Annotated in this window: 16 protein-coding genes; 2 read left to right on the top strand and 14 right to left on the bottom strand. The window is 67.5% G+C overall.

Annotation, left to right across the window (positions count from 1 at the left end; genetic code table 11):
• Positions 1-29: 29 nt before the first annotated feature.
• The 7 genes from EV648_RS35210 to EV648_RS35185 form a co-directional block, all read right to left on the bottom strand.
• On the bottom strand, positions 30-920 hold the full coding sequence (locus EV648_RS35210; protein WP_199234992.1) for an aldo/keto reductase: 891 nt from the start codon (positions 918-920) through the stop codon (positions 30-32).
• A gap of 206 nt (positions 921-1,126) precedes the next feature.
• Positions 1,127-1,255, bottom strand: coding sequence for a LamG domain-containing protein (locus EV648_RS44465; RefSeq protein ID WP_241995917.1), 129 nt, complete (start codon positions 1,253-1,255; stop codon positions 1,127-1,129).
• Entirely contained in the window at positions 1,252-1,626 is a 375-nt protein-coding gene (locus tag EV648_RS35205; RefSeq protein ID WP_132299562.1) for a hypothetical protein, read from the bottom strand. Before EV648_RS35205 ends, EV648_RS44465 begins: the two co-directional genes overlap by 4 nt.
• Before the next feature lie 35 nt (positions 1,627-1,661).
• On the bottom strand, positions 1,662-1,880 hold the full coding sequence (locus EV648_RS35200; protein ID WP_132299560.1) for a hypothetical protein: 219 nt from the start codon (positions 1,878-1,880) through the stop codon (positions 1,662-1,664).
• A gap of 98 nt (positions 1,881-1,978) precedes the next feature.
• Positions 1,979-3,562 (bottom strand): alpha/beta fold hydrolase, encoded by a 1,584-nt coding sequence (locus EV648_RS35195; protein WP_132299558.1) that lies wholly within the window; start codon positions 3,560-3,562, stop codon positions 1,979-1,981.
• Positions 3,563-3,648: 86 nt separating this feature from the next.
• Complete coding sequence (locus tag EV648_RS35190; protein WP_132299556.1) at positions 3,649-4,560, bottom strand: oxidoreductase; 912 nt, start codon at positions 4,558-4,560, stop codon at positions 3,649-3,651.
• A 56-nt stretch (positions 4,561-4,616) separates the two neighbouring features.
• Positions 4,617-6,101 (bottom strand): M36 family metallopeptidase, encoded by a 1,485-nt coding sequence (locus tag EV648_RS35185; protein ID WP_199234991.1) that lies wholly within the window; start codon positions 6,099-6,101, stop codon positions 4,617-4,619.
• 411 nt (positions 6,102-6,512) lie between these two features.
• Here EV648_RS35185 and EV648_RS35175 point away from each other — a divergent pair, with 411 nt between their 5' ends.
• Together EV648_RS35175 and EV648_RS35170 are read left to right on the top strand one after the other, a co-directional pair.
• Positions 6,513-7,613, top strand: coding sequence for a winged helix DNA-binding domain-containing protein (locus tag EV648_RS35175; RefSeq protein WP_132299554.1), 1,101 nt, complete (start codon positions 6,513-6,515; stop codon positions 7,611-7,613).
• Positions 7,610-8,701, top strand: a complete 1,092-nt coding sequence (locus tag EV648_RS35170; protein ID WP_132299552.1) for a winged helix DNA-binding domain-containing protein — start codon at positions 7,610-7,612, stop codon at positions 8,699-8,701. The genes EV648_RS35175 and EV648_RS35170 overlap by 4 nt, the downstream gene beginning before the upstream one ends.
• Here the strand turns inward: EV648_RS35170 and EV648_RS35165 are convergent.
• The 7 genes from EV648_RS35165 to EV648_RS35135 all read right to left on the bottom strand — a co-directional run bounded on the left by EV648_RS35165 (position 8,689) and on the right by EV648_RS35135 (position 17,678).
• On the bottom strand, positions 8,689-9,741 hold the full coding sequence (locus EV648_RS35165; protein ID WP_132299550.1) for a hypothetical protein: 1,053 nt from the start codon (positions 9,739-9,741) through the stop codon (positions 8,689-8,691). The two genes, EV648_RS35170 and EV648_RS35165, sit on opposite strands and share 13 nt — an antisense overlap.
• Before the next feature lie 15 nt (positions 9,742-9,756).
• The gene (locus tag EV648_RS35160; protein WP_132299548.1) at positions 9,757-10,584 is read right to left on the bottom strand and encodes a hypothetical protein; all 828 of its coding nucleotides are present in this window, start codon (positions 10,582-10,584) and stop codon (positions 9,757-9,759) included.
• Between the two features lie 337 nt (positions 10,585-10,921).
• Positions 10,922-11,815 (bottom strand): hypothetical protein, encoded by an 894-nt coding sequence (locus EV648_RS35155; protein ID WP_132299546.1) that lies wholly within the window; start codon positions 11,813-11,815, stop codon positions 10,922-10,924.
• A 7-nt stretch (positions 11,816-11,822) separates the two neighbouring features.
• Positions 11,823-13,829: a type IV secretion system protein gene (locus EV648_RS35150; RefSeq protein WP_132299544.1), complete on the bottom strand. Its 2,007-nt coding sequence runs from the start codon at positions 13,827-13,829 to the stop codon at positions 11,823-11,825.
• Entirely contained in the window at positions 13,826-16,834 is a 3,009-nt protein-coding gene (locus tag EV648_RS35145; protein WP_132299542.1) for an ATP-binding protein, read from the bottom strand. The genes EV648_RS35150 and EV648_RS35145 overlap by 4 nt, the downstream gene beginning before the upstream one ends.
• A complete protein-coding gene (locus EV648_RS35140; protein WP_132299540.1) occupies positions 16,834-17,391 on the bottom strand; it encodes a hypothetical protein in 558 nt (185 codons plus the stop codon). The genes EV648_RS35145 and EV648_RS35140 overlap by 1 nt, the downstream gene beginning before the upstream one ends.
• Entirely contained in the window at positions 17,391-17,678 is a 288-nt protein-coding gene (locus tag EV648_RS35135) for a hypothetical protein (protein ID WP_132193987.1), read from the bottom strand. The genes EV648_RS35140 and EV648_RS35135 overlap by 1 nt, the downstream gene beginning before the upstream one ends.
• Positions 17,679-17,726: the final 48 nt, after the last annotated feature.

The following is a 17,726-nucleotide window of genomic DNA, read 5'->3' as shown; positions in this document are numbered from 1 at the left end:
CAACGAGCTCGCGCACGCCCTGGGCTCGACTAGTCCAGGAGTCTGAGTAGTTCCTCGTCGTTCCAGAGCGCGGCTGGAACAGACTGCCGGACGAGCGCCGCGTCCGCGCGGATCTCCGCCTGGCTGGCAGCTCCGATCAACACCGAGGTGACGGCGGAATGCCTTCCAGGAAAGGCGAGAGCCGCCTGCGGCAGGGATACGCCGTACCGCTCGCAGACGGCCGAGATCCGGCGGGCCAGGATGGTGGCGGGATCAGTCGCGTGCTTCGACCGATCCGTCTGCAGCACCTGCGGAGTCAGTACTCCGGACACGATCGCGGCGACCCCTCGAGCCTGGCACCGATCGAGCAACGGCGCCGCGGATCGATCGAGCAGGGAGTACTGCCCAGCGAGCAGAACCGCGTTGAGTTCGATGTCGCGGACGAACCTGTCGAGCAACCGCCAGTCGTCCATCGCCGCGCCGATCGCGGTGATCGCACCTTGCTCGCGGAGTTCGTGCAGCACCGGATACGCCTCGTAGAGCGCCTGTTGCGTGTGCTCTCCGGGGTCGTGCAGGAACACCAGGTCGACATCGAGCCCGAGCCGGTCGGAGCTCTCCACCAGCGACCGCTTGATCCCGTCGGCCGAGAAGTCGACGCTGCCATCAGCGAGCCGGCCGACCTTGGTGGAGACGAGGAACTCCCCGCGCGGCCGGCGAGCGAGCGCAGTACCGAAGCGGCGTTCGGACTCGCCGCGGCCGTAGAGCGGCGCGGTGTCGAAGAACCGGATCCCCGCCTGGTACGCCGCGTCGATGGTGGCCGTCGCGATCGCGTCACCGTCCGGACCCGGCAGTTCGCCGATCGGCGAACCATCGAGCCCGAAGCGGGGTGGCCGGAATCTCGTCATGATCCTGGGTGAGAGCAGGTGGCTGGGAGCGGTCATCGCAGTGATTCCTCCCTGGTCGGCACCACTACCAGGATCGGGGCTCTGCGACGACCTCGCATCTCGAACGTCCCAGTCGAGCCGTCGCAACGCAAGCCCTTTGCCGCGCCGAACCGGTCCGCGCCGAACCGGTCCGCGCCGAGCCGGTCCTCGGCGAACCGGTCCGCGCCGAGCCGTCCCGAGCCGACGCGACGCGAGCCGAACCGTCAGCGGCCGGAGTCGTCCAGGGTCTTCACCTCCGTCGAGGTCAGCGCGCGGTCGAACAGGTGCACCTGGTCGACGGTCCCGTCGAGGTAGTCGACCTGGTTGCCGCCGAACTTGGCCCGGCCGATCACCGTGTTCCCGGTGGAGGTCGCGTCCAGGCTGCAAGCGCTCTCTGGAACGAGCCGTCGGCCTTGTTGAGTTTCACCCAGGCGGTCCCCGCGTAGTTTCCGGACGTGTCGAGCAGTTGCGCGCCGGTGTCGACGAACTGCCCGGATCCGTTCAGCGCAACGCCTTGCCCGTTCTTGCCAGGGGCAAAGACAGCACCGCCCTGAAGGGTTGCGTCATTGTTGCCGACGGCATCTTCGGTGGTTCCGTCGAGCGGGTAGAAGTGGATGCCGGAGGCGCCCGGCGTACCGGGAGGCGGGGGCGGTCCGCTCGTACCGGAGCCGTCGGCGCCGCTGATGATCGACTCGTTCACCGCCCGGACCTGGGCGAAGTCCACCTTCGGAACCTGCCGGTCGTAGGTGAAGAATCCGTTCAGCTCACCCTCGACATCGGCGATCTGGTGTAGGCCGAGCCGCTGATCCCGCAGGTGTTAGCCGAGCGCAGTACGTCGCGCTGGTTCTCGGCGTACCGGCGGGTCAGGGTCGCCTTGTCCGGCGTCATCTCGTAGGCGAAGCCGTCGCCGAACCACATGTGGTCGGGCGTCTTCAGCCCGAACCCACCGTGCTCGCCGTCCACCGCGACCCGCTTCACGCTGTCCGCGATCCGGCCGGTCTCGGCCAGATCCCACTCGCCCCAAAAGAGTGGCTTACCTCGAAGGATGCGGCAAGGGGTACAACTACGGTTGCAATCTACGCAACAGGAACGCTGAGCCAGGCCGGATCACCCGCGGGCGAGCTGAAGCTGACCGAGGTGCCGAGCATGCTCCGACCGAGGTAGCGCGGGTCGACCGTGTCGACCACGAGCACGAGGTGATGCCCGGCGGCGACCTCCCAGCTCGTCGCCTCAAGCTTGAAATCGAGCGGTACGGCGCGGCCGAGTGTTGCCCCGCGCAACGTGTACGGCTTGTGCGAGACGAGCGACCCGACGCCCAGCGCGTCCACGTCGTACAGGTAGGCGAAGAGTGAGGTGTCGCGGCCGCTCGGCGTGACGGTCACGTGCAGCCGCGGCGCGCCGTTCAGTACCGCGGCCGAACTGTAGGTCGGGCCCGACCAGACCCCCGCGAAGGTGCGATCGACCAGTGGCGTCGCGACTCCCACCGGGATCGACAGGAGTCCTTGCAAGGCACCGGACACCAACGCGATCCCGCTGTCGGCCAAGGTCGGAACGCCTGCGCCGATGCCGTTGGACCAGCCGGTCGCAGCCTTACTCTGCAGCCCGCCGGTCCGGGACAACCCGGCCGGCTTCGACAGGTACGACGTCCTCGGCGATCCGACAGCAGCCCAGTTCGGGTAGCCGCGCCAGACGTTGCGCTGCGACTTGAGCTGGACAGGCGCTTCCGCGTCGGCGCCGTTGTTCGCGCCGGTCAGATAGTGCCGCAGCCAGGGAGCCAGCTCGTCCCACGTCTCGTTGGGCAGGCCGATCGCCCCGGTCACCTCGGGGGTCGCGTGGTCGCCGTGCGCCAGGAGCAGCCGCTTCGGCCCGGTGAGACTGGTGAAGAAATCGGTGTACTGCGTGGGCGGGAAGATCGAGTCCTCGAAGGCATTGGCGAGGAACACGGCCGGCTGGTTCGCGTTGATCCGGTCGATCACCGTCGCCGCGGACCGCACCGGCGCGAGCTGCTTCGCCTCCGCGATCGCGCCGTCGTAGTCACCGACCAGGAACTTGCCCTGCAGCGACTGCATCTCCGGCCCGGGCCGCCCGGTGATGTTGCCCAGAGCAAGGAGGCCTGCGACCGACTGGAGCGCGACCGTCTCGTTGGGGTTGAGCGAAGCGATCAGATCGGCCCAGCCGCTGAGTGCGCCGACAGCCTTGATGCGCGGATCCTGCGCACTGGCCAACAGGGAGATACCCGCGCCGTACGAGATGCCGACCGCGGCCACCCTGTCAGTATCAGCGGGCGTGTGCTCGTCCGCCCAGTCGATCACCTCGCTGACATCGGCCACGGTCGGCGGTCCCGCGATGTCGATGCCACCGGCGGAGTCCCAGAAGCCGCGGCTGGAGTACGAGATCACCTGGAACCCGGCCTTGGCGAGCTTGGAGCCCTGGCCGACGTACTCGACGTTCGGCACGCCCCAGCTCGACGGCATCACCACGAGCGGGAACGGTCCGGCGCCCTGACCGGTCGGGGTGAGCACGACCGCCCCGATCTCGGTGCCACCCGCGCCCGGGATCCGCTGGTACGCCGTACTGAAACCGGGTGCGGCGTCGGCCGTCACCGGGGCGATGCCGACACTGGCGGCGACGACGGCGAGTGCGAGCAGGAGTCGGCGCATCGGTGACCTCCGGGCGTGGTTACTGGGCGGTTTTACCGCAGGGCAACCACGAAGTTACCGCTGTGTCACTAGTTCGACACCGTGCGTCAGAAAGCATCGACCCCAGCGGCTTCGACGGACCACTTCCACAGCCGTTGAGCGAGTTCGGGGTCCTGCGCGGTCCTGCTCGGGCGAGCCACCTTGGGCGCGCCGCGGTACCCGAGGAAGGCCGGGCCGAAGTACGAACCAGGCCGCACTTCGGCCGACGTACCGGCGTACAGGCTGGGCCACGCGCCCGCGGCGGCCGACTGCGCGAGGAGGCCGGTGAAGCCTCCGATGATGCGCGCCTCCAGGTTCTTGCCGCCCAGCTGAGGTCCGGAGGTCTGTAGGTGGGTCCGCGCATAGCCGGGGTGTGAGCCGGCGCTGAGCAGGTTGGAGCCGGCGGCGCGCGCCCGACGGTCGAGCTCGAGCGTGAAGAGCAGGTTGGCGAGCTTGGACTTCCCGTAGGCGTCCCACTTGCCGTAGCTCTGCTCAGCCCGGAGGTCCGCCTGGCTGAGGCCGCGGACGGTCTTGTGCATGAAGGAGCTGACGGTCACGACGCGCGGGTGCTCGGCCTCGAGCAGCCGGGGCAGCAGACGGGCGGTGAGGGCGAAGTGTCCGAGGTGGTTGGTACCCATCTGCAGCTCGAAACCGTCGACGGTCTGCCGGTACGGCGGGGCCATCACGCCGGCGTTGTTGACCAGCAGGTCGAGCGGTCCTTCGACCCTGTCGGCCGCCTTCTCGACGCCGGCGAGATCCGACAGATCGAGATCGAGAACCTCGGGTTTCCTGCCGCCCGAGGCGGCGGTGAGGTCCGCGGCGGCGCGGACGGACTTCTCCGGATTGCGGGCGGCGACGATCACGTCGGCGCCGTGCCGGAGGAGTTCGAGCGCGGTCTCATAGCCGAGGCCGCTGGTCGCACCCGTGACGAGTGCGCGGCGGCCGGTGAGGTCAGGGATATCCGCAGTGCGCCAGCTCATGCGCCCACAGTAGCCGTGGGCGCATGAGCCGGCAGTACATCAGGTGTCGCGGCTGATCAGAGGATCTTGCGCGCCTGGAAGGCCTGGGTGACCTGGTCGGCGGCGGGCTTGCCGTAGAGCAGCCGGGCGGACTGCACGGTGACCCGGGCAGCGTCCGCGAACGAGGTGTCCGGCGCGTAGAAGAACGTGCCCTGCAGGATCACCTTGTTGGCCTTGTTCCGGCCGAGCGCCTGGTGGATGTCCCACAGCGCGTTCGACCAGATCTCGCCGTCGTCGTGCACCTCACCGGTCATGTCGTCGGTGGTTTTGCCGGTGTCGGTACGGCGCAGGCAGTGCTTCGGCCCGGACGTGTACGACGTGGCGTCCCAGTCCATCACGCACGGCAGGTCGTAGTTCTTGCTGACCGGGATCGACATCGAGACGGCCCAGTAGTCGCCGAAGCCCTCGCCGATCGCGCCGGCCTGCTCGGACTCGCCGAAGCCGGGCACCACGTCGTCCTGGATCGCGTGACCGTACTCGTGCCAGATCACCTCGGCGTCCTCGGCGTCGTCGACGCCACCCTCGCCCATCGTGATCAGGTCGACCGACGGGTCGTAGAACGAGTTGTCGCCGCTGAACGTGTTGATCTCGAAGTCCTGGGACTCGTTGTTCACCTCGGTGAAGCCGAGCGAGTGGATGTACTCCTGGGTCTGGTTGACCTGGTAGTACGCCATCACCTGCTCGAACTTGTCGTTCTGCCGCTGGTAGACGAACGTGTTGGTCTTGCTCTGCGCGAGACCGCCCTTGGCCTTCGTGATGTTGACGTAGCTGCCGTTCAGCTTGCCCGAGCCGTCCAGGTTGCGCAGGATCACGTTCTTCTGCGCCAGGAAGAGCGCGTCCTGGTTCTTGTCGTTCTGGTCGGTCAGGTCCTCGTTCTGCAGCGTGACGACCGGGTTCGGGTCGAACACGGACCCCTTGCCGTCGATGTTGTCGCTGATCACCTTCGACTCGACGACCGCGCCGGACTTGGCGTCGACCAGCGACCGGGTGACGCCCTCGGTCGAGCGGGACGTGACGTTCCAGACCAGCCGGGCGTCCGGACCGCCGATGACGGCGAGCTGGGCCGCGCCCTGGGCCGCCGCCGGGGTCGGCGTGACGTTCCTGCCGCCCGTACTCCGGTTCCGCGCCGCGCGCGCCGTGACCGCGCTGTTCGCGTTCGTGGTGGCCGTTGCCGAGGGCACCGCCGCACTGACATCCAGCGAGGCCGGTACCGCGTCGCGCCCGTCGGCGACCTGGACGACCTTGCCCGACTTGTCGACGTGCTGGGCGTAGTACCCGTTGACGACCGGCAGGCCCTTGAAGGTCTGCTGGTACCAGTAGTGCTTGCCGAGCAGCGAGGTCTTGGTCTTGATCAGCTTCAGATTGGCCGGAACGGCGCTACTCGCCGAGCCGGCCGCCGGCGCTGCCCCCGCGGCGCTGGTGTAGGTCAGTCCCATCGCGATGGTGGCGAACCCCGCCGTGATGGCCGCGACCGCCTTCCGGCGATGCACGTGCTTCGTCATACTCAGTCCCTCCCAAGGTGGACGACCGTGGTGGTACGACTACGATCCGTCGCGACCCTAGTTCGCCGGACACCTCACTGGAAAGGAAAACTTTGCGGCACCACGCTCCGGCAAGGGAAAACATCTAGGTCTTCTGCTTGCCTCCGGCCAGTAGGCGGATGACTCCCGGCAGCACCGCGACGCCGACCTCGGGGTCGATCGCCCGCTGCACGCCCAGGCCGACGCCGAGACTGAGCAACGCCGTCGCGCAGGAACATGTCGGTCGCCGTCGCCACCAGCGTCTCGCGGGTCCTGGCTCTCCGCCCGCGCCTCATTCAGCCGGCGGGTAGTCGCTCGCGTGGTGTTAGTAGCGGACAAGTTCTGGCCGCTTCGCCTTCTAGCGTTGACCTCGCCCCTAGGAGAGGATCAGCCATGTCGAAGTTGAGTCTCCGCGCCCTCAACCGCGCCACCCTGGACCGCCAGTGGCTCATCGAACGCCGTCCCGCCTCCGCGCTCGAGGCGATCGAACATCTGGTCGGCATGCAGGCCCAGGTCCCCCTCTCCCCGTACGTCGGGCTGTGGTCGCGGCTGGAGTCCTTCGAGCCTTCCGAGCTCGCCGGACTGCTGGAGGACCGCAAGGCCGTCCGCGGTTCGATGATGCGGGCGACGATCCACCTGATGTCGAGCCGGGACTTCCTGGAGATCCGGCCGCTGGTGCAGCCCCGGCTCGAGCGGGAGGTGTTCCAGAACCAGATGTACGGTCGGAAGCGGCTCGAGGGCCTCGATATGGACGCCGTCCTGCGCGCCGGCACCGAGCGGATGGCATCCTCGCCCGCCACTGCCGTCCAACTCCGCGAGCACCTCCAGCCTCTGTGGCCCGACCGCGATGCGCCGTCCCTGGCCCACGCCGTCCGTTGCCTGCTGCCGACCGTGCAGATCCCGCCGCGCGGTGTCTGGGGCAAGGGTGGCAACCCGACGATGTCTACGGCCGAGCTGTGGCTCGGCTCTCCGGTCTCCGCTTCGCCGTCGATCGATGAGGTGGTGTTGCGTTATCTGGCTGCCTTCGGGCCCGCATCGGTGGCGGATGCCCAGGCCTGGGCTGGATTGACCCGTCTGGCTGAGGTCTTCGAACGACTCGACCTCCGCGCGTACACCGACGCCGAGACCGGCCACGTTCTGTATGACCTACCGACGATCGAGCTGCCGGACGAGGACCTGCCGGTGCCGACGCGCTTCTTACCGGAGTACGACAATCTCCTGCTCTCCCACGCCGACCGGAACCGCTGGATCGAGGATGCAGTCCGCGAACGCCTCTTGATCCAGGAGACCCTGACCCGCGGCTCTGTGCTCTACGACGGTCGCGGCGCCGCCCTGTGGAAACTGGTGAAGCAGGGCAAGAAGTCCGCAGTGCTGGAGGTCGAGCCGATCCTGCCGCTGTCTGCTGCGGCCCGGGACTCGGTCTTGGAAGAGGGCGAACGTCTGCTCTCCTTCGCCGCCTCAGGCACTTCTGGTGAGGTCAGGTTCATCGCGTGACCGGGTTGAGCGACCAGGCGCTCAACCGCGCCTACTTGTCGCGCCAGTGCTTGCTCGAACGCCGGTCCGCCTCCGCCCCGGAGGCGATCGAGCACCTCACCGGCATGCAGTCCCAGGCCGCGCTCGCGCCGTACACAGGTTTGTGGACGCGCCTGGTCGACTTCCAGCCGGATGAGTTGTCGCAGCTGATGTACGACCGCGCGGTGGTCCGCCTGTCGTTGATGCGCAGCACCATCCACCTGGTCACCGCAGACGATGCCTTGGGCATCTATCCCCTGCTTCGCGAGGTCCACCAACGCAACCTGGCCTCGAACCAAACGCTGGCCCCGCTGCGCGCGTCCATCGACGTGGACGCTCTCACCGCGGCCGGCCACCGCCTCCTGGCAGCTTCCCCGCTGAGCGGCTCCGCCCTGGGCGAGGCTCTTGCCAAGGAATTCCCGGACTACGACCCCGCAGTACTGTCCCGCGCTGTCCGAGACCTCGTCGCCGGCGTCCAGGTCCCACCCCGAGGCATCTGGTCCAAAGGCGGCCAACCCATCACCACCACCCTCGAGTCGTGGCTGGACCGTCCCCTGACGCCGTACTCCATCGACACCTTGGTCCACCGCTACCTCGCCGCCTACGGCCCCGCCACGCCGCTCGACATGCAGCAATGGTCTGGCCTAACCCACCTGACGGAGGTCTTCACTCGCCTAAACCTCCGCACCTACACCCACGAAGACTCCGGCCAAACCCTCTACGACCTGGGCTCGATCCCCCTCCCAGACCCCGAAACCCCCGCCCCCACCCGCTTCCTCCCCGCCTACGACAACCTCTACCTCTCCCACACCACCCGAACCCGAATCCTCCCCACCCACCACCGCCCCCATATCTTCACCAACAACGGCATAATCAAGCCGACCGTCCTCCACAACGGCTACCCCTGCGCCACCTGGACCCACACCAAAGGCACCCTGACCATCAGCCCGTTCGAGAAGCTCCCTCGCAGCGCGGTGGCGACCATCGAGGCAGAAGCCCACAATCTGCTCGACTTCCTCGCGCCGAGTAGCCCCCACCAAGTCAGCTGGGCTAAGGATCAGCGAGGTTGAAGATAGACCTCGAGGGCGCGAATGCGCTCTGCCACTGAAGGTTGACCAGCGAGCCAGTCCGGCTGCGTCAGACCCATCCGCCGTGACGACTCCTGGTGCTGGGCCTGCCAACCGTAGAAGACCTCGAGCAGACGACGGCCGTAGCCAAGATCGCCGGTGGCTCGATCTGCCATTCGTTCGACGAATTTCCCGGCGCCGATGAACAAAAGCGGGGCAAACAGCGGGCTAAGGAACAGCAGCGGCACGAGAAGGCTGTCGTAGAAGATCAGCGAAGCGAGGATGAAGCCCAAATAGGACACCAGCAGGAATCCGACGATGGTGCAGCCGACGGCGGGAACGGTGCGGCTGAGTTTGAGAAGCAGCCTCACCACCAAGGCAAGGATGCGCGTCGGGACCGAGTACCAGAGGGCTATCCGACTCAGCCAGGTTCGACCGCGCAGGTGTGTGGCCAGATCCTGTGCCATCACGGCTTCGAGGTGAGTCGGGGGGAGCGTGTACATCGCCCAACTCGTCACCGTCACTGTGCGTCCGGCTCCTGCAGCGCCAGTTGCCGTGTCATCCCCGGCTATCCAGAGGGTGTAGTCGTTCGGATCGACTCCGGCCCGATTTGCGACAGCCAACCAACTCGGCGCAAGCCTTTGGTACTCGACCATCGTTGGTTGCCGGCGACCAAGGAGGTAGCGAGCTACGAGTCCGTCGGAGCCTGGCCAAAGCACGATCAGCCCTGAGCACAGCCAGAGTGCGATCAGTACCCAGGTGCGTTCTTCGAGGTCGAATGCCTGGCACGTCCAATAGATGATGATGAAACTGACAGCAACCCAAAGCAGGCTGTTCAAAGCTTCAGCAGCCAGCAGACCAGTGCCGCCGACAGGCCCTGCGGCGGGCCGGCCGCCAGGCGGGTGCACGACGTCGTCCGGCCGCCGAGGTGGCAACTGCGGCCGCTCGGGACCGTCGGAGGAGCCGCCTTGAGGCTGCCCGGGAGAACCGGAGGCCGGCGAATCCCGGCTCGGGTCGTCCACCGGTTCCTCAGAGTTGCTCATGAATCGCCTCTGTCATCAGTACATCGACACATGGACATGGTCGAAGTGGCCACCTGTTGCGTCGTTCGGATCGTAGATGCCACCACCGCCGTACGGCTTCCACTGCCCCGTACGAGAACTCCAGATCTTTCCATACCAGATCACGTACCTGACGCCTGTTGTACCAGCGGTCTGGATCGTCCAGTTCGCGATCTTGTCACCCTTGGATCGCAGCGGCGCCGATCGGCGCGCATCACCGCCGACCATCACATCGCACGCCTTGCCTTTCGGGTGGTCGCTGGTGGGGTTCCACGCGTGCCGGTCCCAGCAGCTCATCGGCGGGTTGGCCAATGCGGCCCGAGCCTGACCGACCCATAGCGCTGTCCGAGGGGTGACCATGCCACCCGTACCAGTCGGATCCGTGGCTGACTGATCCTGCGGCGGCCAGACTCCGTTCACCGGCTGACCGGCGATCAGGCCCTGGCCCTCGTCGCAGTTGTCGAGGGCAGCTGGCTGCCCCGTTCCGCCCGTCGGCTTCGGCCCGGAGCGACCGGCATAAGGATCGCCTGCCCGTTCCAGATCGATGCCTGCTTCGGAGGCGATTTGCCTGGCTGTGCGTTCATGCCGCGCATAGGCGTTGGGAAATGCAGACACCTGTACCGCCTGTGCGGCTTCGGTGTACGACATCGACGGCCATCCATCGATGTCGACCAGGCCAGGAGGGCTCGGCGGTTTCGGACCGCCGAAGAACGCCTCCGCCGCATAGGTGGGATCGAGAATCTGTTGTACGGTCCCCCAACCTGCGGACGGTCGCTGCTGAAACAGCCCGACGGAGTCACGGTCGCCGTAGTCGATGTTCTCCAACTGCGACTCCTGCAGGGAGGTCATCAACGCAACCAGAGTGGCGCGACCAGGTAGCCCTCGCGCTACAGCGACCGAATCGATGATCTTCGCGAAGGCGACCTGCCGCGCACGGGTCGGCGCGTCAGCGGCCGGATCGTCGACCCGACCGGCATCCCCAGCCGGACAGCCGGCCACAAACCTGTCACCGCCAGCGCCGAAGGGCACAATCAGAACCAGTGCGAACAACCCGAGGATGGTCATCACGCCGAGTGCCTTCAGCGCCATTGTCTTTCCCGCGACCGCGCCGAGAGCGCCACCGGCTTCCCGCTCCATCAGCATGAGCAGCTCACCCACCCCGTCACGGACCGGAGCCACCGTTCAGATCGCTCACAACCCAGACCGTGCCCTCGGGCACCAACGTGATCACCAAGGGCAGGACGATTCGATCCGGGTTCTTCCCTGTCACATCGATGGTGACTGTCAGCAGCCGACTTATCCGGGTCGGCGTGTCGACTGGTGCGGAGTCCGGCCTCGGAAGAGCGACAGTCACTGAGGCAACCGTCGACTTGCCACCGTCCGTCTTCAGTGCGTCGTAGGTTGAGTCGCCGGCCGCGACGAGGCTGTCGCCTACCTCATCGGTGATGTATGGACCGGTCTTGTCGACCAGATCGGCATACGTCTCAGCTACCGGGTCGCGGGTGTAGAACGTCCGCGCCCAGTTCGTCGCAACGGCTGCCGCGGCGGATGTCGCCAACGCCGAAGGATGCTCTGTGAGCACGGGCGGAGTGGAATTCTCCGAGGTCGGAGGAAGAGTGGACTGCGACGGCGTCGATCCTGGTTCAGACGGAGCAGGTTGCTCCGGAGGCAAGGACGGGGTCAGCAGACCGACATCCTTGCCAGCCGGCTCATCGCCCCCGAACAAGCGGGGTAGTCCGCCTCCGAAGCCCAGCAGCACGATGGCGAGGATGACGATCGCAACGATGACCGTTGCCGGGCTGGTCGGCTCGGCCTGCCGCTGCTGACGCAACCAGGCCATCCGCTGCGCGTGATCGTCCTTCCGCCACGTGCGCTTGGCTTGGCGCCGGTCACGCCTCCCGAGATCGTCGAGCTCCTCCGGGTACGAATAGTCCGGCCGCACCATGTCGCGCCAGCTTTCGGGCTCCTCCGGGCGTGGCAGATCGAACGAGTCAGCATCGTCTGACCCGCTCCGGATCCTCTTGCCGCGCCGGGGCTCACCTTCCCGTCTGCTCATCCGGCGCTCACCTGCGGGTAGGCACCATGACGGTCACACCGTCCTTGGTGACACTGGAGTACTCGCGGAATCGACGCGGTCCACCCCCGGCCGGCCGCCGACGCTCGCGCATGACCTTGGGCGGACCGTCGCGCAGACTCGCAGAGTGCGAGTGCACCCGAGGTTCGAATCGGGCCGGCGTCTGCGTGGATCGAGTCTCCCGGGCGTGCCGTGGACGCTTCGACTCCTTGCCCCCTCCTCGTGAGGAAGAGACTGCAGAGGAAGACGATGCGCCGCCGCTGGAGTTGAGGCCGACCGAAATCGTCTTGCGTCGCACCGCTCCGCGGCTCTCCGCGCCGCCAACGGCTGTGGAGAGCGTTGCTCCCTGGACAACTTGCGTTCTGTCCCTCTTCCGGCCGGACTGAGCATCTCCTCGACCAGCCGTCGTCGAACCCGGCGGACTCGCACTCGCCTCGATCGCGCGCCGCTCGTGCCCAGCTCCGAGCTCATGAGCAGGTCGCTGCTGCGAGCCGCCAGCACCTCGCACAGCACCGAGGGCAGGTGCTTGTCGGAAGACGCGGACCGAGGTCGCCCGCTCGACACCGGCATCCCCTGCCGCACCTTTGGTTGCCGCGCGCTCACTGACAGAGGGACTCGCCGCGCGGCTACCGACCGCACCCATGATTCGCCGGACAGCAGTCATTGCCCCGCGTCGCGCCATGCCACCCATCAGCAAGCTGCCCGCGCCAGGGCGCATCATCGTGCTCATGCTCTCGAACAGGCGTCGAAGTCGGAGGCCTGCGATGAGGACCGCGATGGCGAGGCCGCTCACCGGCAGCCACCCCAGCGTGTCCGTCAGGCCGAACACAGCAGTGACAAGGGCCAGCGTTGTCGAGAACACCAGGAGCGCCAGGATGGACTGCAGCACCAGACCGAGGAGAGCCTCGAACCAGTTCATTCCCCATTGTCTGGTCCGCCCAGGAATAGCCCACAGACAGGCGAAGAGGACTCCGACAACGAGCAGCAGCATGCAGCCGACAAAGGCCATCAGCGCGGTGAACGCCAAAGAGATCGTCAGGAAGGCGAACAACGTCGCCGCGATCGCACCGAGAGTCAGGACGCCTACCCGGCCGAACGGATTGTCGCCCTTCGCCCACTTCACCGTCGCGGCATCTCCACCGCCCTCGGCCTTGCTCACCTCTTTGTCGATGTAGTCCCGGCGAGCATCACCGTCAGTTCCCTTGTCCAGGATCGCCTTCCCGTACCGCTGACAAGCGGCAATGGAACCGAACTCCGCGACACACCAAGGAGTCGCGGCGAAGGCTCGCCATGTCGCGTCGCCGGACTTCCTCAGCAAGGTGTCTCGCTCGGTCCCGGAGAAGCTCGGCTCAGGCCAGGGAATCGGCACCTCAACGGTGTCCCCGAGGACCTGCGTCGATGTCCCGACCACCGCGTTCGAGCCGATCTGGCGTGCGCCGTCGACGCCATTGAGCCAGGTCGCCGGGGCCACGGCGAAACTGGTGGCGAGCAGTCCGGCCGCGAACACCCACACCAACTGCCCCATCGCGCTTCCGTTCGCGCGCCGCTGGGCATAGGCCGCGATCGCGCCGAAGGCGAGTGCCGAAGGCAACAACCATCCGACGAACTCGGTGTTCACCGAGCCGATGGCGGCCGAGGCCGTGTCCGTCAGCGGCTTGATGTCGGTGAACGAGAAAAGCCACCAACCAACCGAGATGGCCGCCCGCGTGATCGCGAGGATGTACATCATCACCATGTGCGCGTAGCCGTTGAACACGGCCTCGGTCGGATCCCTGAAGCTCGTCTCGAAGTCGAGCCCATAGACCGTCGGGCTGTACGACTCGAAGAGGGTTCGGGTGTCGCCGCCGGTCAGGTCAGGGGTTGGCAGGAGGTCGCCGAAGCCGGTGGGGTTCGTCGGGCCGGTGTCGGGGTCGGCGGCTAGGGCTGCTTGGGCTGTGATGATGAAGGAGATTGCGAGGGTGGTCAGCGCAGTTTGGAGTTTGCGCCGGCCTCTCATGCGACGTGTTCCTTTTTGCCGGGGCCCTGGCGGGGTGGGTTTTCGTCGTCGGGGGTGGCCGGGTACATGGCTTCGTTGTAGGCGGCTTCGTCGGCTTCTTGGTCGTAGACCTCGTCGGGGCCGATTGGTTGTTCGTAGCGGGGTGGGTGGTGGTGGTCCTGGCCGTTCGAGGTGGGGGCCGCGGGGGACGGGGCTGAGCCGTTTTGTTGCTGGACCGTCGGAGCCGGGGCGGTTTGGGGCTGCGGGGCAGCCGGGTGGTGCTCGGCGCCGTTGGTGTGCATGGGGTGGTGTTGCACGCCATTGGTGTGGGTGGGGTGGTCCTGGACGCCGTTGGTGTGGGTGGGGTGACCCTGGACGCCGTTGTGGTGTGGGGCGCCGTTGTGGGCTGCCACGGGCTCGTGGAGCGGCTCATGGGTGTGGGCTTCGGCCTGGGCGTGGGCTTGGGCGGCGGGCTCCGGGAGGAGGGCGTCGTCGAAGTCCTCTTCGTCGTCGGCGAAGGGGTCTGGTTCCTCGTAAGGAGCAATGATCGGCTGAGTGGGTTCGAGGTCGTGCTCGGACTCCGGGGTGGTGCGGAGGAGTTCGGCGACGCGCTGGCTCGGGATGTCGATCTGGACCGTGGCCACCTCGTCCCAGCGGTCTCGCATGATGCAGTGACCGTGGCGGATGCTCTTGCCGTTGGCGGCGGTGTTGATGCCGCGGACGAGCGTCTGGTACGGCGGGGTCTGCGGCCGGCCGAGGAGTTCGAGGAGCGAGTCGACCTGCTCACGGGAACGCAGGCTGAACGCGAACAGGGTGGTGATCTGCTCGACCAGACCCGGCAGCTTCAGGATCGAGGCCGGGTCCTGGGTGTCCAGCACCAGGGAGGCGCCGAGGGCACGACCGACACGTGCGATGTAGTCGAGGAACGAAGCACCGTCGGGCGTCTTCGTGAGCAGGTGAACCTCAGGCACGATCACGACCTTGGAGCGTCCACGGAACTCGCGGCGACCCGTAGTGCGGACCATCCAGGCGAGGCAGCCGCGGAGGCAGGCCATACCGACTCGTTCGATCGGAGACCAGGACTCCGGCGCGGACTCGGGCGAGGGCAGGGTCAGGCCGGGCATCTGGACGACCCACAGACCCGGGTTCGTGGTCAGCGAGGACAACCCGGAAGGCGGACCCGCGACGACCGAACCAAGGCCGGTCTCGACGAGGTCCCGCAGGGCGAAACCGACAGTACGGGTGGTTTCCGAGTCCGCAGCGCAGAGCCGCTGGATGACACCCCATGAAGACGGGTCGGGCGACTGGATCTCGGCCCGAGTCGCCGCCATCACTGGAGCTTCAGCCGCGCCGCGCAGGTGCGGCGGGAGCAGCAGCATCAACTGCGAAGGTGCTTGCAGGAGAGCGTCGTCCACAGGCAGCACGCGCAGGAGGTCCGCGGCGCCGGAGAACTGGGCCGTGATCTCGATGAGCGCGGTCGGTACGCCGTACTCCGCGGCGACGGCTGATACGCCGGCCGCGTCACCCTTCAGGTCGAGCAGGGGAACCCAGGCACCGGCGAATGCCGAGTCGAGACCGCCGAGCATCGCCGCGGTGGTCTTGCCTCGACCGGAACGACCGAGGAAGAGCGTGGTGGTCGCGTCGCCGAGGGCCGAACCCGCGGCCGCGTCGAAGCGCACGAGACCAGGCGTCGAGCCGGTCAGGTAGCCGATGGCAGGACCGGTCGCGTCACCGATTGAGGCACCGCCCCAAAACCAGGACCCGAAGAAGGCGGTCGATTCCCGCACATGGCCGAGGTCCGGTACGCGCAACTGGTCGCCTGGCAGCGATTCCAGCCAGAGGTCCCGCTGTTCGTCCGCGCCGGCGGCCACGGTGATACCGCGGTCTGCGTAGTGCGCGACGACGGCGTCGACGTACGCCTCGAGGTCCTCGCGGGTGTCCGCGCTGACCAGCAGGCGGGGGTGGTCCTCGACCAGGGTGAGGCCGCTGCGGTTGATGTCGCGCTTGACCTCGCGCATCACCCGCTCGGTCTCGACGATCTCGTCGGCTGTCTCCTCCGCTGTGCCCTTCGCGGCGGAGCGGCGCTGTTCCTTGGCGCTCTTGCGGGTCTCGTCGACCAGGTTCCGCGCGGTCTTCTTGGTGAGGACGCGGAAACGGACGGACGCCTCCACGGTGACGTCGATCTCGTCGCCGTCGTCGTCGATCGCCTTGATCTCGCTGAGCGTCCGCAGCCACTCGCCGGCGCCGGGCGTCTCCAGCTCCTCGGGGAAGTCCGTCATCGCCAGGACAGACGTGTACGCCGCGATCTGGCCGCGGGCGTCGTAGATGCGCAGGTGATCGGTGTACGGGACGACCCGGCCGGCGGTGAGACGCGCCAGCGAGGCTCCGGTGATCAGGCCGCGACGCGGGGCCGCGACGGCGCCGCGGTGCATCTCGCGGCTGACCAGCCAGGAGATCACCTCTGCGGGCGCGGTGTGGGCCCGCCAGACGGTGGACCCGAGCTGGCGGCCGAGCTTGCGGACCCGCTCGTCGAGGTGGGCGAGCTCGCGGGCGCTGACCCGCCAGGAGGTGGTGCCGAGGGCGTCGCTGATCGAGCCACGAACCTGCGCGGTGGCCCGCGGGTCACGGTCGCTGAGGTGCACGCCGAGCGCGACGTACCGCTCCGGCATCCGCATCTCGTCGATCCGGTCGGCCCGGGTCTGCGCCCACGCGTCGTGGTCGCCGAGGCGGTAGTGGCCGGCCACACTGTCGAGGTAGTCCTGCCCGGTCGAGCGGCCCCAGACCACCTTCAGGTGGCTGAGCCGGTCGCCGAGGATGGTCGCGGCGGCACTCACCGCGGCGTCCAGGGCGGCATCCTGCTCGGCCTCGGTGGCCAGGTCGGTGTTCGCGACCGAGATCAGGAACCACGCTTCGGCGCTGCGCTCGGTCACCAGCAGACCGTCGGCGATGGCGACCAGGCGCGGCGGCGGGAGACCGCGTTCACGGCCGACCCCGACGAGGTTCAGGAGCTTGTCAGCGATTTTCATCAGTTCCTCTTCCCTGACGTCCTGCGACTGACCCTCTGCACGTGGTCCGCCCCCAGCAGGCGGGCCCGTTGGTTCACGGTGATGTCCGCGCCGGCGCGGACCTGCGGGTCAAGCTCCACCACGGCCTCGCGTTCCCATTCCGGCGTCACCCTGGCCTTCGCCAGACCGGCCATCTTCTGGGCCGCGACGCGCTCGCGCCATGGCAGGTACTCCGTCTTGTCGGCGGCCCGGGCACCGAGTCCGATGATCGGGCGATGGGCGCGCAACGCGTAGCGGACGGCGAGCGCCCACTCGGTTACGCGGCGACGGCGTTCATGGTGCTTGCCCGCACGCCAGCCGAAGGCGGTGATCACGAACGGCGGCACGACGTAAAGGCTGACGGTGGACTTCATCGGAACCCCGATGATGGGGACGAGCAGCGCGATCCAGACCAGGATGATCACCGCACCGAAGATGATCATCCGGCGCCGGGCGCCTTCTCCCAGGTCGATGCCCAGCAGGTCGTACTGCCGGGTCTCGATCTCGAAGTGGTGGGTCAGGGTACGACCGACGCGCATCAGCTACCCCCGGACAGCAATCCCCAGAAGCCCTTGAGGACGTTGATCGTCTGGTTGTTGGCGTAGATCAGGCCGCCCACGAGCACCCCGGCCGCGATGTGGCCGAACAGCTCGCCCCACTCGCGCTTGAAATAGTGCCCGATGGCGCGCAACACGAGGATCGCGATGAAGATGTTCCCCGCGACGACCAGGACCCAGTCCTTGAAATCCGCGCCGGTCGGGACGTTGGGGTCTGCCAGCGGCGCGACGAGCTGAACCACGCTCGCGGCCAGTTGCTGAGTCATCATTGCGGTATCTCCTTTGGTGCTCTGGTCATCCGACGGCAGTCTGCAGTG

Origin of the sequence: Kribbella sp. VKM Ac-2568, assembly GCF_004345365.1 — a bacterium.
GTDB lineage: Bacteria > Actinomycetota > Actinomycetes > Propionibacteriales > Kribbellaceae > Kribbella > Kribbella orskensis.
Note: the sequence above shows the minus strand (reverse complement) of the source record. Positions and strands in the feature narration are given on the sequence as shown.

Coding starts and splice junctions, on each gene's coding strand:
- EV648_RS35155 (WP_132299546.1), bottom strand. CDS start 11,815: ATGAGCAGACGGGAAGGTGAGCCCCGGCGCGGCAAGAGGATCCGGAGC.
- EV648_RS35140 (WP_132299540.1), bottom strand. CDS start 17,391: ATGCGCGTCGGTCGTACCCTGACCCACCACTTCGAGATCGAGACCCGG.
- EV648_RS35195 (WP_132299558.1), bottom strand. CDS start 3,562: ATGCGCCGACTCCTGCTCGCACTCGCCGTCGTCGCCGCCAGTGTCGGC.
- EV648_RS35145 (WP_132299542.1), bottom strand. CDS start 16,834: ATGAAAATCGCTGACAAGCTCCTGAACCTCGTCGGGGTCGGCCGTGAA.
- EV648_RS35175 (WP_132299554.1), top strand. CDS start 6,513: ATGTCGAAGTTGAGTCTCCGCGCCCTCAACCGCGCCACCCTGGACCGC.
- EV648_RS35185 (WP_199234991.1), bottom strand. CDS start 6,101: ATGACGAAGCACGTGCATCGCCGGAAGGCGGTCGCGGCCATCACGGCG.
- EV648_RS35210 (WP_199234992.1), bottom strand. CDS start 920: ATGACCGCTCCCAGCCACCTGCTCTCACCCAGGATCATGACGAGATTC.
- EV648_RS35190 (WP_132299556.1), bottom strand. CDS start 4,560: ATGAGCTGGCGCACTGCGGATATCCCTGACCTCACCGGCCGCCGCGCA.
- EV648_RS35135 (WP_132193987.1), bottom strand. CDS start 17,678: ATGATGACTCAGCAACTGGCCGCGAGCGTGGTTCAGCTCGTCGCGCCG.
- EV648_RS35165 (WP_132299550.1), bottom strand. CDS start 9,741: ATGAGCAACTCTGAGGAACCGGTGGACGACCCGAGCCGGGATTCGCCG.
- EV648_RS35150 (WP_132299544.1), bottom strand. CDS start 13,829: ATGAGAGGCCGGCGCAAACTCCAAACTGCGCTGACCACCCTCGCAATC.